Source organism: Subsaximicrobium wynnwilliamsii, from assembly GCF_007997225.1.
Lineage (GTDB): Bacteria > Bacteroidota > Bacteroidia > Flavobacteriales > Flavobacteriaceae > Psychroserpens > Psychroserpens wynnwilliamsii.
On sequence record NZ_VORM01000004.1, the window covers coordinates 258,387 to 283,140 of the forward strand.

Consider the following 24,754-nt stretch of genomic DNA (forward strand, 5'->3'; position numbering starts at 1 on the left):
GCTGCAAAATTACGAAATTAATTCAGCATTTCTTTTTTTCACGAAGGTCTTAATTTTTGTCATGCCTCAGTTTATGATAATAAAATGCAGGCAACAGTAATAGCAATGGAAGGGGCTGAATCAAAAATCGCCGAACGTTGAAAAAAAGGTAATAATCCTCTTGGCGCGGATGGATCACGAAATACAAAAAGACTAAAATCAACAGCACATAAGCGATGCTGAAAATGAGTGTTGAAAATTTCAGGATAGACACATCCTTGAAAAACAAGTAGATGATGCCCAATGACAACGCAGAATTCAAAACATATCTTAGGCTTGTAAATAAGGTTAGCTTCAAAATCTCCCTGTTTGGAAAATCCATGTACAGATAGTCATTTTTAAAAAACAAGAGGTAAGGATCATAAAAGAGCTCATTCTCAAACACCCTAACCAGCACCAGCAAGCCAAACAATACCAACAGCACTATGAAACGAATGGGGTTACGCATGGCGTTTCTTCAGTTTAGAAAATCGGTTGACCCAAAACATCCATAACAAAAATACCATCCCGTAGATGATCATGGGAAATATAACGGTATGGAGAATATCGCGTCGCCATGGATAATTATAGAGGCCAATGGTTAAAATAACAATGCGCATTAAATTGACCACGTAAATCAAAACACTGCCAGAGAGCATGTAAAAAAATGTGGTTTTCAGTTTCCCTGCAAAAGCAATTATAAACGATACAAAGAGGATAATCACACTTACTGAGTTGCAACCTTCAATAATCCTTGCCAAATACTTGCCATTTACAATCACTTTCATGGAAGGCTCATCGGGATGAGGCAATACTTTGGCATCATAGCCAAAGGTGTTCAACAGTTCATCACTTTGTTTGGCAACGAGATTGGTAATATAATCTGGATAATATATCGACCCATTTGAAAACTCCAAGTACAGATTATAGGCAAAAGAAAGCACAAAATAAACCGCTAGAAACGTGAGGATAAATACTACAACCGATTTATATTTTAAAAAAAGAGATTTCAAATGCGATTCTTTTATTGACCGTTAAAATTATATAAAATGAATTCCCCAATCCCACTTTTTGAATACTTTTACCAAAATTTAATCAACATATGACTTTCGACCCCTTAAAACCACAAATTAAAACTATAATAAATCAGACAACTGCGAGCACCAATGAACGCTTGTTAAGCATTTGCAGTCTTTTGGAACAACAGATCCCTCATTACAATTGGGTAGGTTTTTACTTTAAGAATGGCGACAAAAATGAGCTCAAGCTAGGCCCTTATGTAGGCGCCCCAACCGACCATACCATCATTCCGTTTGGCAAAGGCATTTGTGGGCAAGTAGCAGTCTCCAACAAGAATTTCGTGGTGCCCGATGTTTCGGCTCAAGATAACTACATCGCTTGCAGTATCAATGTGAAAGCAGAAATTGTTATCCCTCTTTTTGTGAATGGCGAAAACATTGGACAAATAGATATAGACTCCAACACAGCAGATCCTTTTACTGCGGAAGATGAACGGTTTTTGGAATTTGTTTGTGAGGAAGTGGCAATGATGCTGGCATAACACAGAGACTATCTCACAATTTTATTTTCGAAGGTTCTGAAAACTGATAGGGAAGACGGAAGACAGAAGACGGAAGATGGAAGACGGAAGACGGAAGACGGAAGACGGGAGACAGAAGACGGGAGACAGAAGACGGAGGCAGAAGACGGAGGCAGAAGACGGAGGACGGAAGACGGAGGACGGAAGACGGAGGACGGAAGACGGGAGACGGGAGACGGGAGACAGAAGACAGAAGACGGAAGACGGAAGACGGAAGACCGAGGGACGGAAAACCGCAAACTGAGACTGCGACTCAACACTAATTTGCTTCACATCCCCGTTCGGATCGCTTCCACAGGATCCAGTTTAGAGGCAGAAATCGCAGGAATCACACCAGAAATCAATCCGATTACCGTTGAAAGCGCAAAGCCCAAAAAGATATTGAAAAAGGACAATACAAAGGTAAAATCCTCCACAAAGGCATTAGCAGCCAAGGCTACCAACCAAACCATAATGATGCCAACAATACCGCCCAAGATAGAAAGAATGACCGCTTCAAATAAGAACTGAAACAGTATGAATCGGTTTTTTGCACCCAGTGATTTTTGAATGCCAATAAGGCTGGTACGCTCCTTCACACTTACAAACATGATGTTGGCAATACCAAAACCACCTACCAACAACGAGAACCCACTAATGACCCATCCAATAATGTTCAAGGTGGAGATAATGTCATCAATGGCATCCTGTAACCCGGAAATGACACTAATAAAGAATGGATCGATCTCGTCGGGTTTCAAGCCGCGTTGGCTGCGCATGAGCTGTGTGACTTCAGCCTTGAGTGCATCAATATCAACATCTTCAGTAGGTTTTATAATAATGATGTGATTCATGTTTTTGTTGTTATCGCCAAAACGATTTCGAACATAATTGGCGGGCAAGAACATTGAAACGTCATTACTGTCACCAAACAAACCAGAACCCTCTTTTTTCACTACGCCTATGACCGTAAATTTTTGACCGTAGATGCGTACGCGCTTGCCTATGGGATCCAAACTACCGAAAAGCTGGTTTGCAATATCATCGCCGATAACAACAACTGGCCGCCCAGAATTGGATTCGGACTCACTGTAAAATCGACCTTTGGAAAATTTCAGAGCCTGTATGTCTTCAAACTCATGACTTGCCACAACGGTATTTACCCTATTTACAGATTTGGACTCGAAACTAATATTCTCTCTTTTGACAAATAGCTGAAAAGCCATATTCTCGGCATCAGAAAGAGTGGATTTCAAATACTTATATTCAGTGTAGGAAACCTCAGGGAATTGCAGACGCTTCCAGGTTGGCACATCTGTTGGGCCAAAAGAAAATCTGGCCAGATACATGGTGTTTTTATCCAGACCACTCAATTGATCTTTAATGGTTTTATCTAAAGAATCTACAGCTGCTAAAACCGCAATGATCGAGAAAATACCAATGGTTATACCCAATAGGGAGAGAAAGGTACGAAGCTTATTGTTGCGCAAGGCGTTGATGGCAAAAGAAAAACTTTCAGCAAATAACCTTAAATAGACGAGCATGAATGAGGCTGATTTTAATAGGATTTAAAGATAGGACGTTTTCAACAATCTATTGTTACAAAAAATACAAATAAACTGCGGTTTCTACCCGTAAAAGCTTTACTAGAATATGTACTTTTGCACTTTCTAAACCACAACACAACAGCATGAGCAACAACAAAACCATAAAATCGGCATTGATATCGGTTTTTAGCAAAGAGGGATTAGAACCTATTGTTAAAGCACTTGATTCACAAAACGTCAAGATCTACTCTACAGGGGGCACCGAAAAATTTATCAAGGATTTGGGCATCGAAGTGATCCCTGTTGACGAGGTAACCTCCTACCCTTCCATTTTGGGTGGTCGTGTAAAAACCTTGCACCCTAAAGTTTTTGGTGGCATTTTAAACCGTCAGGAAAATGATAGTGACCAAAAAGAGCTTATGGAATTTGACATACCGCAAATTGATTTGGTCATTGTGGACTTATATCCTTTTGAGAAAACGGTGGCTTCAGGCGCTTCCAATCAAGATATTATTGAAAAGATTGATATTGGCGGGATTTCATTGATTCGCGCAGCAGCAAAAAATTATGCCGATGTGGTTTGCGTGTCTTCCATGGAAGATTATGCGGAGTTCCTAGAACTTTTGAAATCGGGCAACGGAAGCATTTCCGAAGAAACCAGAAAACATTTTGCAGCCAAAGCTTTTAATGTCTCTTCACATTACGACTCGGCTATTTTCAATTATTTCAACAAAAACCATGAGATTGCGTCTTTCAAAATCAGTGAAAATCAAGGTCAGGTCTTGAGGTATGGTGAGAATCCGCATCAAAAAGGTTATTTCTTTGGCGATTTTGACGCCATGTTTGATAAACTTCACGGGAAAGAACTCAGTTACAACAATTTGCTCGATGTGGATGCAGCGGTCAATTTGATCAACGAATTTAAGGGCGAAAAACCCACCTTTGCCATTTTAAAACACAACAACGCCTGTGGTTTTGCGCAACGCGACAGTATTCATCAAGCCTATGTTGATGCTTTGGCTGGTGATCCTGTGTCGGCCTTTGGAGGCATTCTTATCGCCAACACTGAAATTGACAAAGCCACTGCAGAAGAGATTCACAATCTGTTTTGTGAGGTTGTGATCGCCACTTCATTTTCTTCCGAAGCTTTAGAAATATTAAAAGGCAAGAAAAACAGAATCTTATTGATCCTGAAAGATGCACCCTTAGCCGAAACCACCGTGAGAACCTGTCTCAACGGCGTATTGGTGCAAGAAAAAGACAGCAAGACAGATGCTCCAGAAGATTTGACCTATGCCACGACCAGCAAACCAAACGCCAGCGAATTGGACGATTTGATTTTTGCTTCAAAACTGTGCAAGCATACCAAATCAAACACCATTGTCTTGGTTAAAAACAAACAATTATGTGCAAGTGGCACAGGACAGACCAGTCGTGTGGATGCTTTAAACCAGGCCATACATAAAGCCTTATCCTTTAAATTTGACTTGCAAGGCGCGGTAATGGCGAGTGATGCCTTTTTTCCGTTTCCAGACTGTGTTGAAAATGCCCATAAAGTTGGTATATCCGCTGTGATTCAGCCAGGTGGTTCTATCAAGGATCAGTTAAGTATTGATTATTGCAATGACAATGAGGTTTCTATGGTAATGACCGGCATACGTCACTTCAAACATTAGAATCATCGCAACACCAAGCAGCTTATGACCAACAAAAGCACTGTGAGCCTGGTCTCAAAAGAGCACTGGTAATAGAATGTGATTGGTATGGCGAATACCTCTTCCGATTAGAAAGGTTAGCCCTTTTGATGTGATGCCAAGGATTTAATGGTTTTGATTAATGCTGAAATTGGCAGGAACCAACTTCCGCAGATAAAAATGATCAAAAGCAGCAGCTCAAATAGGTTACTGTAAAAACATCCAAAACCAAAAAACTTACGTTTAATAAGAAGGCGGTAAAACCTTAAACACCAATTTAATTGAAATCTAAAATAAACCATATATATTTATTAAGTTTTACTATTTTTACCGAGCACGCCCAAAACGTCAAACTTAACTGAATAACAACCTCACAATACCAAATAACGAATGGGATTTTTTGACTTCTTAACTGAAGAAATAGCCATAGACTTAGGAACCGCGAACACACTAATTATCCACAATGACAAAGTTGTGGTGGATAGTCCATCTATAGTTGCAAGAGATAGAATTTCAGGAAAAATCATTGCCGTTGGTATGGAAGCCAACATGATGCAGGGTAAAACCCATGAAAACATAAAGACCATAAGACCTTTAAAAGATGGTGTTATTGCCGATTTTGATGCGTCTGAGCAGATGATAAGCATGTTCATCAAGAACATTCCTGCACTCAAGAAGAAATTGTTCACACCAGCTTTGCGTATGGTGGTTTGTATTCCCTCAGGCATTACCGAAGTGGAAATGCGTGCGGTAAAAGAATCCTGTGAACGTGTGAATGGCAAAGAAGTCTATTTGATCCATGAGCCAATGGCAGCAGCGATTGGGATTGGGATTGACATCATGCAACCCAAGGGGAACATGATTGTAGATATTGGCGGTGGCACCACTGAAATTGCGGTTATCGCATTGGGTGGCATTGTTTGTGACAAATCGGTTAAGGTTGCTGGCGACGTATTTACCAACGACATTATTTATTACATGCGCACCCAACACAACCTTTATGTTGGTGATCGCACTGCGGAAAAAATAAAAATTCAAATTGGAGCGGCTACGGAAGATCTCGATCTTCCACCAGAAGAAATGAGCGTTCAAGGTCGTGACTTATTGACAGGCAAGCCAAAACAAGTTCAAATTTCTTACCGTGAGATTGCCAAAGCACTCGATAAATCCATTTTGAGAATTGAGGACTCTGTCATGGAAACCTTATCGCAAACCCCTCCAGAATTGGCAGCCGATATTTACAATACCGGCATATACCTCGCTGGTGGTGGATCGATGTTAAGAGGCTTGGACAAACGTCTTTCCCAAAAAACCGATCTTCCCGTTTACATTGCTGAAGACCCACTTAGAGCAGTGGTTAGAGGTACAGGTATCGCTCTTAAAAACCTTGCGAGATTCAAGAGCATATTGATTAAGTAATAGGGAACAACCACATCACATGCAACAAATTATCAATTTTGTTATTAGAAACAAGAATTTCCTTTTGTTTCTGTTGCTGTTTGGAATTTCTCTGGGGCTAACCATTCAATCCCATTCTTACCACAGAAGCAAGTTCATCAATTCTGCCAATTTTTTTACAGGCGGTATTTATGAGCGTGCCAATGAGGTTACAACGTATTTTACCCTAAAGGAACAAAATCAGCAATTGTTTGAGGAGAATCGCAGGTTGCGCAGCCAAATTTTCAATCCAAGCGATTCTTTGCAAAAAGAGCCAATCACATTGGATACGAGTTCAACAGGTGCCCTATATCGGTTTAATAAAGCGAAAGTCATAAACAACAATTACAGCTTGAGCAAAAATTATTTGACCCTTAATATTGGAAAAAATGACAGCATTACCGAAGATATGGGAGTCATTACCTCAAAAGGCATCGTTGGTATCATTGACAATACCTCAGCAAATTATTCGCGAGTGCTTTCTATTTTAAACAGTAGAAGTAGAATCAATGCACAATTGAAGCAGTCTAATCATATTGGCTCTTTGAGGTGGGACGCTAAATCATCAGAAATTGTACAACTTGTAGACGTCTCAAAATTTGCCCCTGTAAAGGTAGGCGACACGATTACCACTGGAGGCCAGTCGGCCATATTTCCCAAGGGCATTCCTATTGGCTCCATCGTGTCCTTTGACATCGATCCTGGTGGAGATACTTACACGATAAGTGTAAAACTTTTTAACGATATGACCAGTTTGTATCACGTATATATTATAAAAAACAAAGATGCTTCAGAGATAAAAGCATTAGAAAACCAGTTGAGTGAATAGTTTGAACACCAATATCATATTAAGGTTCATTGTATTGATCTTGGCTCAAGTCTTGGTATTTAATCATATCAATTTCATGGGGCAAATCAATCCCTATCCTTATATTCTTTTTGTTTTGCTCTATCCGGTAAAAAACAATAGAACCTTGTTTTTGTTGTTGAGTTTTATTTTCGGCTTGTTTGTAGACCTTTTTTCAAATTCAGGCGGCGTACACGCGGCAGCTTGTGTAACCATCGCTTACATTAGACCTGGCCTTTTAAAGTTTTGTTTCGGAATGCTCTATGAGCACCAAAGCATCAAATTTAACCAAACCGATTTGACCAACCGCATGCTCTACTTTTCCGTATTAACGGTATGCCATCATTTGATCCTGTTTTCTTTAGAGATTTTTAACGTTTCGAATGTAATTATGATCCTTCAAAAAACCTTGTTCTCTAGTATTTTCACTATACTTTTGTGTTTCCTGTTTACAGTATTATTTAGTAGCAAGCAACGATGAGAAAACTCCTTTTATTTATTACCGTCATAACTGTTGGTCTGTTATTTATTGCACGTTTATTTTATTTGCAAATCTATACAGAAAATACCGATGCCCTTTATGAAGATAATGCCATTAGAAAAGTCTACGACTACCCTAAACGCGGTTATGTTTACGATAGAAATGGCAAGCTTTTAGTGGCCAACCAGCCCTCTTATGACGTGATGGTCATTCCAAGAGAAGTCATGCCCTTGGACACTTTAGAATTTTGCGCACTCCTAAAAATAACCAAAGATTACTTTATTGAAACTTTTAATAAGGCCAACCACTATTCGCCTCGCCTGCCTTCACCTTTTGTTCCTCAGCTCTCCAAACAAGACTATGCGGCCTTACAGGAAAAAATGAGAAAGTTTGAGGGATTCTATATCCAAAAACGATCCATAAGAGATTACCAAACCTCAATAGGTGCGAATGTTTTGGGCGATTTGGGAGAAGTGAATCAGCGCACTATTGAAAACAAACCCTATTATAATTTAGGAGACCTCATTGGGAAACAGGGTATTGAACTTTCTTATGAAGAAGTGCTTAGAGGGGTAAAGGGCATCAAATTTATACAGAAAGACCGTTTTAATAAAAATATCGGCCCCTACAAGGAAGGCATTTACGATACGCTACCAAAACCTGGCAAAGACATCACGATTACCATTGATGCTGAACTGCAAAAATATGGTGAACTGCTTATGACCAACAAGCACGGTGGCATTGTGGCTATAGAACCAAGCACAGGGGAAATTTTGGCAATGGTCACAGCTCCTAGTTACAACCCAAATCTCTTGGTGGGCAGACAGCGCAATAAAAATTTTTCCAAATTATTTTTAGACAAACGTTTAAAGCCCACTTTTGATAGAGGTTTGCAGGCACAATACCCACCAGGATCGCCCTTTAAAGTAATGAATGCGCTTATTGGCTTACAGGAAGGCGTAATAGATACAAATGATACCTACCCATGCCGCATGGGATATTACTACGGCAGTCAAAAACTTACAGGCTGTCACAGCCATCCCAGCCCGCTTGCCATGAATGGTGGCATTTCTCAATCTTGTAACGCCTATTTCGTAAATGTATATAGACGAATCATTGACAAATATAAGGACCCCGGTAAGGGCATGAATGTTTGGGCCAATCACGCCAAGAGTTTTGGACTGGGCAACTTCTTGAATAATGATTTAGCAGTGGGCCAACCCGGCCGCATTCCCGATGGTGACTACTACGATCGTGCCTATGGCGACAATCGTTGGGGCTCCACCTATATTGTCTCCAATGCCATAGGCCAAGGTGAAGTGGAAACCACACCCATACAATTAGCCAATATGGTAGCTGCCATTGGCAACCGTGGTTATTATTTCACGCCTCATATCATCAAGAATATTGAAGGGAGTGAGATTGATAGCACATTTACCAAACCTAAATATACCACAATTGACAAACAGCATTTCGAGCCTGTGGTGCAAGGCATGTTTGATGTTTATAATGAAGGTACCGCCACATCCTTGAGAATTCCCGGTATAGATATCTGCGGAAAAACAGGAACTGCCGAGAACTTCATGAAAATTGATAGTGTAAAAACGCAATTGACAGACCATTCCATTTTTGTGGCGTTTGCACCGAAGGATAATCCTAAAATCGCAATTGCAGTATTTGTTGAAAATGGATATTGGGGAAGCCGTTTTGCAGGACGAATTGCCAGTTTGATGATAGAAAAGCATATTAATGGAAACATCACTAGAACCGATATGGAAGATTGGATCCTTACCCACAGCTTGGAAGATGAGTATCTAAAACCCTATTCTGGCGAACCCTTCAAAATCAATAGGGAAACCACCCTAAAAGTGGTCCCCAATGTAAAAGACCACCCCGTCGATCATTTCGCTCTTGAATTCGAAACCAATCAACCCCTTAATTAAATATGTTGAGAGAAACCGATAGAGACTTTAAGTTTGATTGGATTACAATTATTTTGTTCTTGTTGCTTGTGGGCTTTGGATGGTTGAACATTGTATCAGCATCGCATGTTGGTGAGATTGATAGCTATTTTGACATCACTAAACTTTATGGGAAACATCTCGTTTTTATTGGTCTTTCCACACTATTAATCGTTCTCATCCTATCGTTGGAAGCAAAATTCTATGAGCGTTTTGCAACCATAATCTATATAATTGCCATGTTGTCTTTGGTGGGACTTTTTATCTTCGGAAAAAACGTCAATGGCCAATTGGCTTGGTATGGTGTTGGAAGCATGACCATACAGCCCAGTGAATTTGCAAAATTCGCCACCGCACTTGCCATAGCAAAATACATGAGCGATCTGCAAACAAACATGAAGACCCTTGGTGATCAAATTAAAGCCGCTGGTTTGATTCTATTACCTTCCATATTGATTTTGCTGCAAAATGATACGGGCTCTACATTGGTTTATGCTTCATTTTTCTTTGTGTTTTATAGAGAAGGTCTCCAAAAAGTATATCTAACTATCGCAATATCTGCGATTCTCTTGGCCGTAATCTCACTTAAATTTGGCATCCTCATTACTGCTGGTTCGGCCGCATTTGTGATTTTTATCTCCTATTTTTTCAGAAGAAAAAAGCGAGCTGCGTTTTGGAAGCCCATCGTACTTTTACTGGTATGCGTTGGCTTCTCCTATGGCGTTGAACTGTTCTATGAAAATAGCTTGCAAACACATCAAAGAAACAGAATTAGCCTTTGGTTGCGCCTAGAGAAAGATCCTGCGAAATTGGAACAGATGAAAAAAGAGGAAGCCTATAACCTCATCCAATCAGAACAAGCCATCAGTTCGGGCGGATTATCGGGGAAGGGCTTTATGGAAGGCACCCGTACAACAGGAAAGTTTGTGCCCGAACAACATACCGATTATATTTTCAGCACCGTTGGTGAAGAATGGGGATTTCTAGGTAGTGCTATCGTGATCATCCTATTTATGGCATTGATCATTCGCGTTTTAGTGTTGGCAGAATCCCAAAAATCTACCTTTAGTAGGGTCTATGGCTATGGGGTGGCATCTATCTTATTTGTGCATTTTACTATAAATATTGGGATGGTCATGGGCTTGATTCCAACGATTGGCATCCCCCTACCCTTCTTTAGTTATGGTGGCTCCGGACTTTGGGGATTCACGATTCTATTATTTATATTCGTGAAATTGGATAGCAATAAAATCAACGAGTGGTAGCAAATTACCAAAGGACTCCCGTTCGTTTTTCATCGCGACACCTTAGTTTTTGAACATCCCGTTTTGGACGGAAGGCTTTTGACCTATGGAAACATTGACAATCTTAATACCCTCAATTCGAATATAAAGCGTTTTTTAATCGCATTCACTACTATCTTTTTTCGTTAAAACGCAAATTTAACCGATTATATACCTAAATAATTTGTTTCTTATACAATTCCGACTACATTTGGTACTCTAAAACCAATCGCTATTTATGAAAAACCTTCTCCCGCTTTTTATCTTCCTCCTGGTCACCATGAGCTATGCTCAAAAAGATATAGTCAGCAGTGGCGGAAACGCTATTGGAACTGGAGGATCTGTAGATTATACGGTTGGTCAAGTGGCCTATCAAACCAAATCCAACACCAATGCCTCCATGCTTGAAGGCGTACAGCAACCTGTTGAGATTTATGCGCTCTCAGTCACAGGTGTAGAGACTGCAATCAATGCCACACTTTATCCCGTACCTGCGACCACTCTTGTAAATTTAAAATTAAACTTAACCAAGTTTTCAGGCACTCCCCGCTTTGAAATTGTGGATATCAACGGGAGGATATTGAGCCAAAGTAGTATTAGTGCCAATCACACCCAAATTGATATAAGCCATTTAGAGACAGCTAACTACTTTTTCAACATCGTTTTGAACAAAAAACGCATCAAAACCTTTAAACTCATTAAAAATTAAAACCCCATCGATGAAACAGAAATTACTCTTTTTAACTCTATTCGTTTTGAGCACGTTCACTTTTGCCCAATCCCCAGAAGGCTTCACTTATCAAGCAGTGGTGCGCAATTCTGCCGATGAATTAACTAGCAATGCAAACATTGGGATGCGCTTAAGTATTTTGCAAGGCACCGAGACAGGCACTAGTGTATACACAGAAACCCAATTAACATCGTCAAATTCAAACGGCCTCATAAGTTTGATCATTGGCAATGGGACGGTTGTATCAGGTTCGATGTCTGCCATTGATTGGTCAAACGGACCGTATTTCATAAAAACCGAAACAGATCCTACAGGTGGTAATAATTATACCATCGTTGGCGTAAGTCAAATGTTGAGCGTGCCTTATGCACTTTATGCAGCCAATTCAGCCACAGGGGCTGAAGGTCCACAAGGTCCTGCAGGGCCAATTGCAGGAACGAATACACAAATCACTTTCAATAATGAAGGTAATGCCGCGGGAAGCGCCAATCTCACATGGGATGACGCTACCAATACGCACAGCGTAAACGGTACTTCCATTACTACCAATGGTAAAGTCACAGGCCTAGCAGGTACAGGAACACGACCTGTTGCTGTGGACGAAAATGGCAATTTCGTTATTGGAAGTGCTACTGGGGGTTCAGGTATTTCAGGAACTGGCAACAACAACTTTCATCTTAAATGGACAACCGCTGGCGCTGTTGCTGGCAACTCCATGATCCAAGATAATGGTACCGCAGTGGCCGTCAATTCGAGTCCGAATCAAAAATATTTAATGTATGTCTATAAAAACCAATTGACAAATGAAGGTGACGGCCAGCATTCACTTATAGGGTGGCGAACAAGAAACAGCCCTAATGAAGGTACTGGATACAGCCTGACTAAAACAAATACAGGCACGGCAGGAAACAGCTTTTGGGGAGACAAGTATTCTTTCGGCGTTGGGGGTTGGAACTTCAACGATTTTACGCGAACAGGCGGTGTTTTAGGTGCAGATAACGGTGGTAACTATTGGGGAGCACTTGGATACAGAACAAGCGCCTCTCTTACCTATGGAGTTTATGGATCGAATGCCTACGGTGCTGGTGCTGGATTTTTACCAAACACTGAAATCTCTGGTTTTGGAGGTGGCTTTTTCGGAATGATTGGCTCAGCTTCCAAAGGGAGCCTTATTGGTCAATTAAATGCTGGTGATTTGTTTTCTTCCTACAACTCTGGAAATCTCTATACTCTAGGAAAAAATGTAGAATTGGTAGCCACAGCAAATAATAAAGTAACACCTGTTTATGCAGTGACTAGCGTAGAGTCTACCATATACGCCAAAGGAAACGCCAAATTAGTAAATGGAGAGGCGCGCATTTTATTTGATGAGCAATTCAAATCCTTATTGGGCGAAAGTCCGGAAGTGACCGTGACGCCAAAGGGCAATTGCAATGGCGTCTATATTGCGTCTATAGATAGAAACGGGTTTAGCATCAAAGAAATGGACAATGGCTCAAGTAATGTGGACGTTTCTTGGATTTCAGTTGGAAACCGTATCGACAACGGCATGGATAAAGCCACAAAGAAAGTAACCGATCCTTCGTTCGAAAGGAACATTCAGCAAGTCTTGTTCAACGATGGCAATACAGATGCTAAAGGCCAAGGTATTTGGTGGGATGGAGCCAATATTCGCTTCGGAAATATGCCTGCCCATCTTACCAAAGTTGAAAGACCTAAAGGCGCTAATTAATCTTGATCTGGTTTATTATAGAAAAAAGGCTTCCCAATTAAACGGAAGCCTTTATATTTATAACCATTGTTGTACGATAAAAGACATAAGACCCTGCCTACCGCAGGCAGGCGCTTCGCTTTTAGAACCAATCCCGAAAGCTTTCGGGAAAGACTTGACTCTAACTATCTGACAAACGGATATAGCTTAAAAGGAACAATGGCTTCTCCATCTCCTTAAAATTATTTCTAAAAAGCAAGGTGTCATTTTTAAAAAAAAGGGAAACCCTTTATGCCTAAAAGATTCATGAAACTAAACTATTTTTAATGGCACACTAATGATCTATAACAATGAAACACCTACTCATTTACTTCTTTTTCTCTATTACAAGCTTTGCGCAGTCAACCTACGATGCCACTTCTATTGCATCCATAAAGCACTGCATTTACACATTGGCTAATGACAGTCTCTACGGAAGAGCCGCTGGAAGTGCAGAGGAGCTTAAAACATTGGCTTATATTGAGCACAGCATTACCAAGTTTACCGACCTAAAGATGCAGCGCCAAGCCTTTGATATAAAAACGGCTACTTATGAAACACTAATCGCCAACAATGGTTATTATTTTTTAGACAATAATTCAGATACTACCCTATTACTCTCCGCCCATTATGATCACATTGGTTTAGGTGGCGATTTATCGACTGCATTTACTGCAGGTCAAATACACAATGGTGCCGATGATAATGCCTCTGGAGTGGCATTGACGATAAGCTTATTTCAAGCCATAATAGAACGTAAATTAACGGATTTCAACTATGTTGTTGCCTTTTATTCTGGCCATGAGCTGGGGCTTCATGGGTCCTCTGCTTTTGCTGAAGTATTACAGCATCAAACAAAAATGGATCATACTATTAGTGCGGTAATCAATATTGACATGGTAGGACGCTTTGATCCTGAGCTCAAAAGCATCCGCATTTACAGTAACAAAGCTGCAGATTCCTATTTTGAAAATTTTACTGAAATTGACCCAAACCTCCTTGTGCTTAAAGGTTCAGAAAAAAAACTGGAACTCTTAGACACCAAAACCTTTCACGCCCAAAACCTACCCTGCCTAAGTATGACCACTGGCGTACATTTAGATTATCACAAACCTAGTGATGACGCCCAATATATAAATTATGAAGGCATCGTTACAATACGCGATTACATACTTCAACTCATTGTTGGGTTATCAGATTAGGCACATTTCCACAAAAAAAAATCTTTCAGTTACTTAAAACTGAAAGATCCTCTTCTATCATATTTTGGAAATCTTAATGATTTTTATTCAACACTTCTGGCATCTTGGCTTGAAACCGTTTTAATCTAGGCACAGACACATTTCTTATATACCCATCGTTAGGATGTAAACGCTCATAATTTTGATGGTAGTCTTCCGCGATCCAGAATTTTTGAAAAGGATAGACTTCAGCAGCGATCTTCTCGTTCATTTTAGCGCCTAAAGCTGATTTCTTTTCATCAATGATTTTCTTTTGTGCCTCATTTTGATAAAAAAGGATGGAGCGGTATTGCGATCCACGGTCATTGCCCTGCCCATTTACTTGGGTTACATCTTGAGAGGCGAAATACACATCGACCAAAGTTTCAAAACTCACAACCTCAGGATCATAAATAACCTCTACCGATTCAGCATGCCCTGTTTTACCAGTATTGCTTGACTCGTAGGTTGGATTTTTTGTATGGCCTCCCGCATACCCACTAATCACATCGTCAACACCATTTACACTGTCATAAATTGCTTCTACGCACCAAAAACAACCGCTGGCAAAATAAGCCTTGGCCATGCCATTTTCCATCGGGACCGCAACAGGATCGGCATTGATGACCTCTTGCTGCTCCTTGCTCAAATTGGCTTGTTGTGCTGTATTTTGACAGCTAAATAAAATAACGGTAAAAAGTGTTGTTAGAAAGGTTTTCATATACATGTTTTTTGTTCTTATGTTATGTCGCTATAAGTTAGACAACCTTAAGCGCTAAGATGTGAAAATTATGCTAAAAAAAATAGCCTCTGCAGATGCAGAGGCTATTTTGTGAATTGTATGTGATCGCTTAGAGTTTAGCGAACATTTTTTTCATTTTCTCTTGTTCTTGCTCTGCCAACTCAGCATCTACAAGAATTCTCCCACTATGCTCATCGGTTATCACTTTTTTACGTGAAGCGATTTCCACTTGAACCTGAGGCGGGATTGTAAAAAACGAACCTCCAGAAGCACCCCTTTCAATAGGTACAACTGCCAAACCGTTTTTCACATTATTTCTAATACGCATGTAGGCATTTACCAAACGCTCATCCAGTTTTTTCTGAAAATCCTCAGACTTGCCGAGAAGCGCATCTTCCTCCTTTTGTGTTTCAGATAAGATGGCGTCCAGTTCACCGCGTTTGTGCTTTAAGTGGGACTTGCGTTCTTTCAACCGGTCTTTGGTCTCAGTGACGACCTCTTTTTTCTGCTCGATTTGCACCCTAAATTCTTTGATGTGCTTATCGGCCAATTGGATTTCCAATTCTTGAAACTCAACCTCTTTGGTCAAGGAATTATATTCTCGGTTATTTCTAACATTCTTTTGTTGCTCGCTGTACTTTTTTATAAGTGCATTAGCCTCCTCGATCAAGTTCTTCTTGGATTTAATGTCATTGTCGATCAACTCAAGACTTGTTCCCATTTTTTCGAGACGTGTATTGAGTCCTTCCACTTCATCTTCTAGATCTTGAACTTCCAAAGGTAGTTCTCCTCGAAGATTTCTAATCTCATCTATTCTAGAATCAATTAATTGGAGATCATACAAGGCTCTTAAACGATCTTCAACAGATGCTTCAGCTTTTTTTGCCATAATTATAAATACTTTACAGGATTTGTTATCGTTGTTGATAAAACGATTGCAAAATTAGTGATTTTTTTCGAGAGATAGTCCACTAAAAAGGTTTTTGTGAACTGCTCACTTTCATAGTGGCCAATGTCTGCCAAAATAATCTGCCCTTCCGCCGCAAAGAAATCATGATATTTGAGATCTGCGGTAATCAAAACGTCGGCTCCTGCAGCTTTGGCCGCAGCAATTGCAAAACTGCCAGACCCCCCTAAAACCGCGATTTTTTTGACATTTTCGGTAGTGAGTGCTGAGTGCCTAATGCAACCCACATGCATGAGCGACTTCAAATCCTTGAAAAAAGACCTGGTCTCTTGCGCTTGCACCAATTCGCCCACCATGCCGATACCGATGTGTTGATTGCTGTTTTCTAGGGTGGTTACTTCATAGGCAATTTCTTCATAAGGATGGGCTTGCAGAAGCGACTTGAGCACTTTGGCTTCAACGTGCTTATTGAAGGTCACTGAAATTTTAGTTTCAGCAGCTTCGTACAGTTCTCCCTTTTTACCGATTTTTGGATTAGAATCTTCATTGCCGCGATAGGTCCCAATGCCTTCGGAATTAAAACTACAAGCATCATAGTTGCCAATATTTCCAGCTCCAGACTCAAAAAGTGCCGTTCTCAATGCTTTCGCGTTACTACTGGGCACGAATACCGTCAATTTCTTGATCGTCCCTTGCTGCGGAATTAAAATACGCTTATTGATGAGCTTCAATTGATCACAAATAATAGCGTTTACCCCTTTGTAGGCATTGTCTAGAGCGGTATGTATGGCATAAATGCCGATGTTATGTTGTATGGCCTTGATGACGGTTCTTTGCACATAATCCTTTCCTGTTAAATTTTTCAAACCCTTGAAAATAATGGGGTGGAAACTCACAATCAAGTTACAGTTTTTGGCAATGGCCTCATCCACAACTTCTTCCAAAGTATCTAAAGTTACTAGAATGCCTGTGAGTTTTTGATTTTTGTCGCCTACCAAAAGCCCTACGTTATCAAAATTGGCTGCATAATCTAAAGGGGCAAGTTCCTCTAAGAAATCAATAACTTCTTGAATCTTCATTTTAAAGCCTGTTAAGTTTAAAAACAAAGATAAAATTTTTACATTCGTTATGATGAAGCTACTCCGAAAATTACTGTTGCCCATAGTTCCCTTTTACTACGCGATCACTTGGTTGCGCAATAAAGGCTATGATTGGGGCTGGAAGACTTCAAAGTCCTATGACCTTCCAGTGATTTGCGTTGGTAATCTAAGTACAGGTGGCACTGGAAAAACACCGATGATCGAATTTTTGATTCGATTGCTCAAAACAGATTACAGCGTTGCCACCTTAAGTCGCGGTTATAAACGGGAGACCTCTGGCTTTGTGCTGGCCAGTGAAAATGCATCGGCCAGAACCTTGGGTGATGAACCCTTTCAGTTCTATTCGAAGTTCAAGGATATTACAGTAAGTGTTGATGCTAACCGACAAAACGGCATTGAACGTCTCTTAAAGCTTAAGCAACCCGACGTCATTCTTTTGGACGATGCTTTTCAGCATAGAAAAGTGACTGCCGGCTATAACATCCTTCTAACCGGTTTTGGATCCCTGTACAGCGACGATATCGTTTTGCCAACGGGTGATTTACGTGAGCCAAGGTCTGGTGCCAAGCGCGCCAATATGATTGTGGTAACCAAATGCCCACCAAATCTTTCAGAAATAAAAAAACAGGAAATCATTGCCGCATTGAAACCAAGCATTGAACAGAAGGTCTTTTTTAGTTCTATCAACTACAGCGACGCTATTTATAACGAAGTCGGCAGGAAGGCGTTCAAACAATTGAAAAATAAAAAAGTCACAGTGGTCACGGGAATTGCCAATCCAGATCCGTTTCTGAATTTCTTAAGATCAGAGCAGATTGACTTTGAACATCTAAATTTTAAGGATCACCATGATTTTACTGCGGAAGAGATTGCAGTATTGAAGCAAAAGCAATGTATTCTTAGCACTGAAAAGGATTATGTGCGCTTGAAACCTCATTTTGCATCAACACCAACGCAACTATACTATTTACCGATCTTTTTTGAAATTGATCGTGCAGAGGCCTTTGAGCGTTGCATAAAGCAGTTTGTTAAGCCTCGCTAAGCTGAAGCTATGGTATTTGCGTTTGATGATAAAGTGTCAAACAATTTCTTTTCGAAATCTTCTTGCTTGAACGGTTTGGAAATGATATCATCAAATCCGGCCTCATCAAACTCGTGCATTTTATCTTCTAAGGTCACCGCCGTGAGGGCAAAAATTGTAAGTGTCTTATCAAAGCCCCTGATGATCTTGGTGGCTTCCAAACCACTTATTCCTGGCATGTGAATATCCATTAAAACAACGTCATAACGGTTTTCGCGTACCTTTTCAACGGCATCCTCACCATTATCTACGACCTCGCATTCTAAATTCATCTTAGTCAATATTTTTTTGGTGATCATCTGGTTGATCTTATTGTCTTCCACAATCAAGATCTTAATGTTTTTAATGTCTAAACTGCTTATGTTTTTTGAATAGTCCACTTTTTCGATTTTAACAGATTCTGGCGCGTAAGTCAATGGAATTTCAAAAAAGAACGTGGTGCCTTTGCCCAGGTCACTTTTGAGATAGATATTACCTTTCAAAATATCAATAAGACCTTTAACAATGGAAAGCCCAAGGCCAGTACCACCATATTTTCTATTGATTTGGATGGAGCCCTGTGAAAAACTCTCGAACATGTGCTCTTGCTTTTCCTTTGAAATCCCGATTCCATTGTCCTCAATTTCAAATCGAATCAAATGCTCATTTCCGTTTTTTGAAATACTGTAAACACGTACCCAAATATCACCATCTTTAGTGAATTTTATGGAGTTGCCAATGAGGTTGATTAGTATTTGCGAAATTTTGAGGTTATCGCCAATAAAGGTTTCCTCCAGGTCTTTTTGGAATTCATAATGCAAGATGACATTATTATCCAACGCTGAATTATTGAGCGCAGAACAGACATTCTCCACCTTGGTTTTCAAATTGAATAAAATGGGATCTAAATCCACCTTGTTGGCTTCAATTTTATTGATTTGGAGAATATCGTTAATAAATTGCAAGAGATAATCCCCAGAGAATTTCAAGGATTTGAGGTGCGGTATCTGCTCTTTGGTTGGTTCTTCTTCCAATAGCATGTTTGTTAATCCTGTGACCGCGTATAATGGCGTTCGCAGCTCATGGGTAACGGTTGAAAGGAAATTGGCCTTGGTTTTTGAGGCCAATTCAGCTAATCGCATGGCCTCTACCAAATCGTCATTTTTCTCTAGCAGCATGTTATTGGATTTCAACCTGATATTGTTGTTTTTATACAATGCGAGTGTTAACAACGATAGAATACTTATTAATGCGATGCTTAAAATGGTAGTGATTCTTGAAAGGCTGCTCTCAGACTCAATGTCCTCAAGTTGCTTTTTCATTTTCTCATAATCTGCAATGCTGTAGGCCTCCAGATAAGCCGCACGGCTTTCTGGCGTCAGGTTTTTTCGTTCCACATTTAAGATCGAGTCTGATAGCTGCATGTGCTTCAACAAGTAATTGTGGGCCGCTTTATAATCTTCCTTTTTTTGGAATATTTCGTTAAACGTAAGATACGCTTCGTTAATAGTTTCTAAATAGTCATTGCTTTTGGCTAGGCTTAAACCTTCACTGACCGCAGTGATGGCCAAATCTTCTTGATTTAATCTGTTCAAGGTCTTGCCATTGTAAATCATGGCACTTGACAACGTGTTTTTTTGATTGAATTGTGTTGCATTTTCAATGACTTCGTCCAATAAAACCTTTGAATTATCATATTCCTCTAATTCATAATAAATCTTGGCTTCATTCAGCATTACTTCGGTGCTTAACTTTTCAAGGTCATGTTCATGAAATAAAGTTTTGGCAGAATTGTAGTAATCCAATGCATTTTGGTATTCATTTTTACTAGCATGCAGTGAGCCACGGATGCTATAGGTAATGGCTAAATTTTTGTAGTCATTGAGCTCGCGTTGTATCTCGGCAGCTTTTGTGAGTGACACAAAAGCCTTATCAAATTCTTTAACGGTGTGTTGGAGTTTGCCTATTCTAGTATGAATAAAGCCTTCGCTTTTTTTATCTTCAATGCGAATTGCCAAAGCCATTGCCCGTTCAAGGTTATCCTTGGCATTAAAATAATTCCCATGGCCTATATCAAATTCAGATTGGAGCATGTTGTTTTCCATTCGAAGTTTTAAAACCTCGGGATCCTCAGTATCTAAGTCTTGTGCAAAAGAGACACAAGCTAGTAGCATGAAAAAAATGGAAATAAAATTATTTGATTTTGACATTATTAGCCATTTATGATAAACAAATATAATTATTTATTCGATAAACGTGATGATTTCATCGATAAATTGCAAATTAAATCGCAAATTCTACTAGAATAACCCGTCTCATTATCATACCAACCCACAATTTTTATCATATTCCCTATCACCGAGGTCATTAAGGCATCAAAGACACAGGAATGGGTGTTGCCAACGATATCTATAGACACTATGGGATCTTCAGTATATTCTAGGATTCCTTTAAGATGCGTCTTGGCTGCAAGTTTGAAGGCATTGTTAATTTCTTCTATGGAAACGGTTTTTTCTACATTGAAGGTAATATCCGTTAGAGATCCATTCGCCACAGGTACGCGAATACCGCAACCACCAATGACTTCAGATAAATCTGGAAAAATCTTGGTAAGTGCCTTGGCGGCTCCTGTAGTGGTGGGCACTATGGATTGTCCCGCAGCCCTTGCTCTGCGGAGATCCTTATGGGGTTGATCGTGTAAACTTTGATCTGTAGTATAAGAGTGCACTGTAGTTATATAAGCTTGCTTTACGCCACAAAGCTCTTTGATGACCTTGATCATTGGCGCGGCATTGTTGGTGGTGCAGGAGGCATTTGAAATGATGGTTTCATCGCCTTGAAGTATGTCTTCATTAACACCCAAAACAACAGTTTTTATGCTGTCTTCAATAGGCGGAACTGTTAAAATGACTCGTTTGGCGCCGTTTTCAATATGATAATTTAAGTCGCTTTCTTGTTTGAATTTCCCAGTGGCTTCAATCACAAAATCGGGTTGATGCATGCGCCAATCAATGGTTTTTGGGTGTGCATCATGACTTAAGGGAATCTCCCGGCCGTTGATGATGATCGTACCGTCCTTAGAACTGATCTCCTGCTTAGAAACCCCATGAATACTATCATATTTCAACAAATGACTTAGAGTCTTGGCATCTGCAAGGTCGTTGATGGCAACCACTTCCATGTCATTTCGCGCTTCAATAAGTCTAAAAACACGTCTACCGATGCGACCAAACCCGTTAATGGCAACCTTGATCATTAATTGATGTGTTTTTGTGCTTTATAAGAAGATCTTACCAAGGCGCTAGACTCCACATGGCGAAAACCTAAATCCAAACCAATGGCTCTATACTCGTCAAACTGGTCTGGCTGCACAAAATACTTCACTGGTAAGTGTTTTTTACTAGGCTGAAGGTACTGCCCAATAGTGACCACATCCACATCATTGGCCCGTAGATCGTGAAGTGTTTCTATAACTTCCTCACGTGTTTCTCCCAAGCCCAACATAATGCCCGATTTTGTGCGCCTTTGGCCTTGCTCCTTCAAATACTTGAGCACGCCCAAACTGCGGTCGTATTTTGCTTGAATGCGCACCTCACGGGTGAGACGTCTTACGGTCTCGATGTTATGGGACACCACTTCTGGCGCCACATCAATAATACGATCGATATGCTTTTCGATACCCTGAAAATCGGGAATCAAGGTCTCTAAAGTGGTTTCAGGATTCATGCGTCGCACTGCTTTTACAGTTTCACTCCACAAAATACTTCCCATATCTTTTAGATCATCTCGATCCACACTGGTAAGAACGGCGTGTTTGATACCCATGATTTTTATAGAACGGGCAACTTTCTCTGGCTCATCCCAATCAACGGTTTCTGGACGTCCAGTTTTTACACCACAAAAGCCGCATGATCTGGTACACACGTTTCCTAAAATCATAAAGGTAGCTGTACCCTCACCCCAACATTCGCCCATATTGGGGCAACTGCCAGACGTGCAAATGGTATTGAGCTCATATTTATCAACGAGGCTTCGTAATTCCTTATATTTTTGACCTGTTGGCAACTTAACCCGCAACCATTTTGGTTTCGGTTGACGCTCAACAATAGGTTTGGATAATGTCTCTGTATTCATGCCATTGATTTAGGATTACAAAGATACAAAGTTAATTACAAACAAGCGGCCACATTAAAGTAAGTCACCAAAGACTAAAGCCAATTCAGGATAAAATTTTACAGGTAGTTATTGAGTGGATTTTATGAATTGGAAAACAGACTGTTGGTTAAAAACTACCAGTTAAAATCATTGTTCCTCCTAAAGCAGATAGAAGGGTCATGAAAGTTTAACGATGCACCGGATGCCATAAAATTCAAACACGCCAAGTCGTTTTCTGAAAATATTTGAGTGTATTTTGGCTTTATCAGTGAATATGAGCATAGCAGCTTAATTAATGTGAGTCACACAGAACCGCATTTTTTTTAAATCCCAAAACTTATTTTTTAACGAGCTGTCCATTTGCGCATCTCAAAATTCAGTCTATACCTCAGCTTGAAATCAATAACCTCGAGGCAAGCCCAAAAGGTATGATTTGAAAGATGTTCTTTATATTTCGAGGTAAGCCTCGGGGGAATAAAACCCTCTAAAGGGATTAATCCGAAGTAGGCTTCTGCAATTTTTAGATGGCAGCTACTGGCAGTTTCGGTAAGTAAAATGGAACTTTTGTTTTTCAGCTGAAGTCTATGCGCTTTTTTTGATAATCTCGGCCAATAATTTCTTTGATCTGAGCAGTTTCACTTTTATATTACTAATGGGCTCATCCAAATGCGCTGCGATTTCCTTATACGTCAATTCCTGAAAATAACGCAAGTTGATTACGTCCTGATAATGTGGCTTGAGTTTCTTAATATCCCTAAGCAGCTTTTTAAGATTTTGCTCGGTAATAAGCTGATCTTCTGGTGAAGGCGAATCATCGATAACACCATAATAATCTTCTTCGTCGTTATTGGCAGAAGTGCTGGAGATGATTGATTTTTTTTTCCTAATGAGATCTATATGAAGATTTTTTGAGATAGCGATTAACCAGGTTTTGAATTCATAATCACTATTATAGGTCTCAATTTTATCAAAGGCCTTTGAGAAGGATTGAATGGTAATATCCTCCGCGTCATTTTCATTTTCGGTGCGCTTCAATTGGAACCCATACACATCGTTCCAAAAACGATCCAACAAGAAACTAAAGGCCATTTGGTCGTTGTTCTTTGCGCGTTCAATGGCTTGTTTTATTTCCAATACTTTGGTTTTGAGATGAGATTTTGTATAAATATAACCATTTGAGCGCTAAACAAGAAGACTTCAAGGACAGGCAATAAAAATATGAGATCTTTTTCATTGAGTTTTTTTGCAGCTGCAAACAACACCATATATTGTATGGCAAACCGCAAGGCAATGAGCGCCACCGCGATTTCCCAATGCAACATTAAGATTAGAACCGTTGTCCCTAGTATCCAAAATAGAATTTGGGAAACATAAAATAAGCCCAACATAAGTTTATGTTTGGTCTTATAATGACTGGCTGTACTTACGTGTCTGCGTTTTTGAAGGATCCAGGATTTGAAATCAGTTTTAGGCTTTGAGCTTGTAAATGCGTGTTCTGAGACACAAATTGCAGTATTTAATTTCGTCGCCACTTGGTTCACAAATAAATCGTCATCACCAGATTTAACCTGAATATGCCCAATAAAGCCATTTGCTTCAAAAAAAAGAGATCGTTTATAGGCAAGGTTTCTGCCCACGCCCATATATGCATTGCCTGTCGTAGCATAAGAAAAATATTGCACTGCAGTAAAAAAGGTCTCAAATCTAATGAGCCGATTTAAAAAAGACCTTTTTATTTTTTCGTACGCACCGTAACCGAGTACCAACAGCCTTTCTTGATCAAACTGAACACACATCTCAGCGATCCAATGGCTGGAATTGGGAGAACAGTCAGCATCAGTAAATAAAAGCGTTTCATGGGTAGCTGCTTTTATACCTAAAGTAAGCGCATATTTTTTGTTGCCCCAAAATGCTTCCACCGGCTTTACATTAACGATTTTAATATTTTCATGTAGCTTTTGGAATCCAGTCATGACCTTTAGGGTATGGTCACTGGAATTATCATTGATTAAAATCAATTCAAATTCTGGATACTCTTGGGATAATAGGAAGGGAATGTTTCTTTTAAGGTTGTCTGCCTCGTTTTTAGCACAAACAATTACAGAGACAGGAGGTGTTTTAAAAGCGGCTTTTTTTGTTTTTAGCGCAGAAAATCGTCCAAAGACAACCGTGTAATAATAGATTTGAACACAAACAACAGCAATAAAAGCGTAAAAGATCACGTTAAAAACTACAATCAATGC

At 39.9% G+C, this 24,754-nt stretch carries 22 protein-coding genes; 11 read left to right on the top strand and 11 right to left on the bottom strand.

Going from position 1 to position 24,754, the window contains the following annotated elements; translation table 11 throughout:
- Nucleotides 1-49: 49 nt before the first annotated feature.
- Complete coding sequence (locus ESY88_RS05530) at nt 50-487, bottom strand: exosortase F system-associated membrane protein (RefSeq protein WP_147085635.1); 438 nt, start codon at nt 485-487, stop codon at nt 50-52.
- Nucleotides 480-1,031, bottom strand: a complete 552-nt coding sequence (xrtF, locus tag ESY88_RS05535; protein ID WP_147085636.1) for an exosortase family protein XrtF — start codon at nt 1,029-1,031, stop codon at nt 480-482. Before xrtF ends, ESY88_RS05530 begins: the two co-directional genes overlap by 8 nt.
- A gap of 89 nt (nt 1,032-1,120) precedes the next feature.
- Between xrtF and ESY88_RS05540 the strand changes: the two genes are divergently transcribed.
- Entirely contained in the window at nt 1,121-1,579 is a 459-nt protein-coding gene (locus ESY88_RS05540) for a GAF domain-containing protein (RefSeq protein WP_147085637.1), read from the top strand.
- Nucleotides 1,580-1,887: 308 nt separating this feature from the next.
- Here ESY88_RS05540 and ESY88_RS05550 read toward each other — a convergent pair whose 3' ends face one another.
- Nucleotides 1,888-3,141 carry an ABC transporter permease gene (locus ESY88_RS05550; RefSeq protein ID WP_147085639.1) on the bottom strand — a complete coding sequence of 418 codons (1,254 nt, stop codon included), beginning with the start codon at nt 3,139-3,141 and terminating at the stop codon, nt 1,888-1,890.
- A gap of 146 nt (nt 3,142-3,287) precedes the next feature.
- On the opposite strand from ESY88_RS05550, the gene purH reads away from it, so the two are divergent.
- The 9 genes from purH to ESY88_RS05595 all read left to right on the top strand — a co-directional run bounded on the left by purH (nt 3,288) and on the right by ESY88_RS05595 (nt 14,529).
- On the top strand, nt 3,288-4,820 hold the full coding sequence (gene purH, locus ESY88_RS05555) for a bifunctional phosphoribosylaminoimidazolecarboxamide formyltransferase/IMP cyclohydrolase (protein ID WP_147085640.1): 1,533 nt from the start codon (nt 3,288-3,290) through the stop codon (nt 4,818-4,820).
- Nucleotides 4,821-5,228: 408 nt separating this feature from the next.
- Nucleotides 5,229-6,257 carry a rod shape-determining protein gene (locus tag ESY88_RS05560; protein ID WP_147085641.1) on the top strand — a complete coding sequence of 343 codons (1,029 nt, stop codon included), beginning with the start codon at nt 5,229-5,231 and terminating at the stop codon, nt 6,255-6,257.
- A 19-nt stretch (nt 6,258-6,276) separates the two neighbouring features.
- On the top strand, nt 6,277-7,104 hold the full coding sequence (gene mreC / locus ESY88_RS05565; RefSeq protein WP_147085642.1) for a rod shape-determining protein MreC: 828 nt from the start codon (nt 6,277-6,279) through the stop codon (nt 7,102-7,104).
- Nucleotides 7,097-7,603 (top strand): rod shape-determining protein MreD, encoded by a 507-nt coding sequence (gene mreD / locus ESY88_RS05570; RefSeq protein ID WP_147085643.1) that lies wholly within the window; start codon nt 7,097-7,099, stop codon nt 7,601-7,603. The genes mreC and mreD overlap by 8 nt, the downstream gene beginning before the upstream one ends.
- Nucleotides 7,600-9,546 carry a peptidoglycan D,D-transpeptidase FtsI family protein gene (locus tag ESY88_RS05575; protein WP_147085644.1) on the top strand — a complete coding sequence of 649 codons (1,947 nt, stop codon included), beginning with the start codon at nt 7,600-7,602 and terminating at the stop codon, nt 9,544-9,546. The genes mreD and ESY88_RS05575 overlap by 4 nt, the downstream gene beginning before the upstream one ends.
- Nucleotides 9,547-9,548: 2 nt before the next feature.
- Nucleotides 9,549-10,829 (top strand): rod shape-determining protein RodA, encoded by a 1,281-nt coding sequence (gene rodA / locus ESY88_RS05580; RefSeq protein ID WP_147085645.1) that lies wholly within the window; start codon nt 9,549-9,551, stop codon nt 10,827-10,829.
- Nucleotides 10,830-11,085: 256 nt separating this feature from the next.
- Nucleotides 11,086-11,556: a T9SS type A sorting domain-containing protein gene (locus tag ESY88_RS05585; protein WP_147085646.1), complete on the top strand. Its 471-nt coding sequence runs from the start codon at nt 11,086-11,088 to the stop codon at nt 11,554-11,556.
- Nucleotides 11,557-11,566: 10 nt separating this feature from the next.
- The gene (locus ESY88_RS05590; protein WP_147085647.1) at nt 11,567-13,309 is read left to right on the top strand and encodes an autotransporter outer membrane beta-barrel domain-containing protein; all 1,743 of its coding nucleotides are present in this window, start codon (nt 11,567-11,569) and stop codon (nt 13,307-13,309) included.
- 329 nt (nt 13,310-13,638) lie between these two features.
- Entirely contained in the window at nt 13,639-14,529 is an 891-nt protein-coding gene (locus ESY88_RS05595; RefSeq protein ID WP_147085648.1) for a M28 family peptidase, read from the top strand.
- A 73-nt stretch (nt 14,530-14,602) separates the two neighbouring features.
- On the opposite strand, the gene msrA is transcribed toward ESY88_RS05595, so the two are convergent.
- The 3 genes from msrA to ESY88_RS05610 form a co-directional block, all read right to left on the bottom strand.
- A complete protein-coding gene (gene msrA / locus ESY88_RS05600) occupies nt 14,603-15,268 on the bottom strand; it encodes a peptide-methionine (S)-S-oxide reductase MsrA (protein WP_147085649.1) in 666 nt (221 codons plus the stop codon).
- A 130-nt stretch (nt 15,269-15,398) separates the two neighbouring features.
- Nucleotides 15,399-16,178 (bottom strand): zinc ribbon domain-containing protein, encoded by a 780-nt coding sequence (locus tag ESY88_RS05605; RefSeq protein WP_147085650.1) that lies wholly within the window; start codon nt 16,176-16,178, stop codon nt 15,399-15,401.
- Between the two features lie 2 nt (nt 16,179-16,180).
- The gene (locus ESY88_RS05610) at nt 16,181-17,275 is read right to left on the bottom strand and encodes a Nif3-like dinuclear metal center hexameric protein (protein ID WP_147085651.1); all 1,095 of its coding nucleotides are present in this window, start codon (nt 17,273-17,275) and stop codon (nt 16,181-16,183) included.
- 49 nt (nt 17,276-17,324) lie between these two features.
- Between ESY88_RS05610 and lpxK the strand changes: the two genes are divergently transcribed.
- A complete protein-coding gene (gene lpxK / locus ESY88_RS05615; RefSeq protein WP_317128663.1) occupies nt 17,325-18,338 on the top strand; it encodes a tetraacyldisaccharide 4'-kinase in 1,014 nt (337 codons plus the stop codon).
- Here lpxK and ESY88_RS05620 read toward each other — a convergent pair.
- The 5 genes from ESY88_RS05620 to ESY88_RS05640 all read right to left on the bottom strand — a co-directional run bounded on the left by ESY88_RS05620 (nt 18,335) and on the right by ESY88_RS05640 (nt 24,751).
- Complete coding sequence (locus ESY88_RS05620; RefSeq protein ID WP_147085652.1) at nt 18,335-20,566, bottom strand: ATP-binding protein; 2,232 nt, start codon at nt 20,564-20,566, stop codon at nt 18,335-18,337. The genes lpxK and ESY88_RS05620 overlap by 4 nt on opposite strands.
- Nucleotides 20,567-20,595: 29 nt before the next feature.
- Nucleotides 20,596-21,612, bottom strand: coding sequence for a type I glyceraldehyde-3-phosphate dehydrogenase (gene gap / locus ESY88_RS05625; protein ID WP_147085653.1), 1,017 nt, complete (start codon nt 21,610-21,612; stop codon nt 20,596-20,598).
- Nucleotides 21,612-22,490 (bottom strand): lipoyl synthase, encoded by an 879-nt coding sequence (gene lipA / locus ESY88_RS05630; RefSeq protein ID WP_147085654.1) that lies wholly within the window; start codon nt 22,488-22,490, stop codon nt 21,612-21,614. Before lipA ends, gap begins: the two co-directional genes overlap by 1 nt.
- Nucleotides 22,491-23,093: 603 nt before the next feature.
- Nucleotides 23,094-23,645: an RNA polymerase sigma factor gene (locus ESY88_RS05635; protein WP_147085655.1), complete on the bottom strand. Its 552-nt coding sequence runs from the start codon at nt 23,643-23,645 to the stop codon at nt 23,094-23,096.
- A complete protein-coding gene (locus tag ESY88_RS05640) occupies nt 23,636-24,751 on the bottom strand; it encodes a glycosyltransferase (protein ID WP_317128664.1) in 1,116 nt (371 codons plus the stop codon). Before ESY88_RS05640 ends, ESY88_RS05635 begins: the two co-directional genes overlap by 10 nt.
- Nucleotides 24,752-24,754: the final 3 nt, after the last annotated feature.

What these genes read in the sequence shown, in the direction of transcription:
- ESY88_RS05575 (WP_147085644.1), top strand. Translation starts at nt 7,600, where the DNA reads ATGAGAAAACTCCTTTTATTTATTACCGTCATAACTGTTGGTCTGTTA.
- ESY88_RS05530 (WP_147085635.1), bottom strand. Translation starts at nt 487, where the DNA reads ATGCGTAACCCCATTCGTTTCATAGTGCTGTTGGTATTGTTTGGCTTG.
- mreC (WP_147085642.1), top strand. Translation starts at nt 6,277, where the DNA reads ATGCAACAAATTATCAATTTTGTTATTAGAAACAAGAATTTCCTTTTG.
- ESY88_RS05595 (WP_147085648.1), top strand. Translation starts at nt 13,639, where the DNA reads ATGAAACACCTACTCATTTACTTCTTTTTCTCTATTACAAGCTTTGCG.
- lipA (WP_147085654.1), bottom strand. Translation starts at nt 22,490, where the DNA reads ATGAATACAGAGACATTATCCAAACCTATTGTTGAGCGTCAACCGAAA.
- purH (WP_147085640.1), top strand. Translation starts at nt 3,288, where the DNA reads ATGAGCAACAACAAAACCATAAAATCGGCATTGATATCGGTTTTTAGC.
- rodA (WP_147085645.1), top strand. Translation starts at nt 9,549, where the DNA reads ATGTTGAGAGAAACCGATAGAGACTTTAAGTTTGATTGGATTACAATT.
- ESY88_RS05560 (WP_147085641.1), top strand. Translation starts at nt 5,229, where the DNA reads ATGGGATTTTTTGACTTCTTAACTGAAGAAATAGCCATAGACTTAGGA.
- gap (WP_147085653.1), bottom strand. Translation starts at nt 21,612, where the DNA reads ATGATCAAGGTTGCCATTAACGGGTTTGGTCGCATCGGTAGACGTGTT.
- ESY88_RS05550 (WP_147085639.1), bottom strand. Translation starts at nt 3,141, where the DNA reads ATGCTCGTCTATTTAAGGTTATTTGCTGAAAGTTTTTCTTTTGCCATC.
- ESY88_RS05585 (WP_147085646.1), top strand. Translation starts at nt 11,086, where the DNA reads ATGAAAAACCTTCTCCCGCTTTTTATCTTCCTCCTGGTCACCATGAGC.
- ESY88_RS05540 (WP_147085637.1), top strand. Translation starts at nt 1,121, where the DNA reads ATGACTTTCGACCCCTTAAAACCACAAATTAAAACTATAATAAATCAG.
- msrA (WP_147085649.1), bottom strand. Translation starts at nt 15,268, where the DNA reads ATGAAAACCTTTCTAACAACACTTTTTACCGTTATTTTATTTAGCTGT.
- ESY88_RS05590 (WP_147085647.1), top strand. Translation starts at nt 11,567, where the DNA reads ATGAAACAGAAATTACTCTTTTTAACTCTATTCGTTTTGAGCACGTTC.
- lpxK (WP_317128663.1), top strand. Translation starts at nt 17,325, where the DNA reads ATGATGAAGCTACTCCGAAAATTACTGTTGCCCATAGTTCCCTTTTAC.
- ESY88_RS05605 (WP_147085650.1), bottom strand. Translation starts at nt 16,178, where the DNA reads ATGGCAAAAAAAGCTGAAGCATCTGTTGAAGATCGTTTAAGAGCCTTG.
- ESY88_RS05610 (WP_147085651.1), bottom strand. Translation starts at nt 17,275, where the DNA reads ATGAAGATTCAAGAAGTTATTGATTTCTTAGAGGAACTTGCCCCTTTA.
- ESY88_RS05620 (WP_147085652.1), bottom strand. Translation starts at nt 20,566, where the DNA reads ATGTCAAAATCAAATAATTTTATTTCCATTTTTTTCATGCTACTAGCT.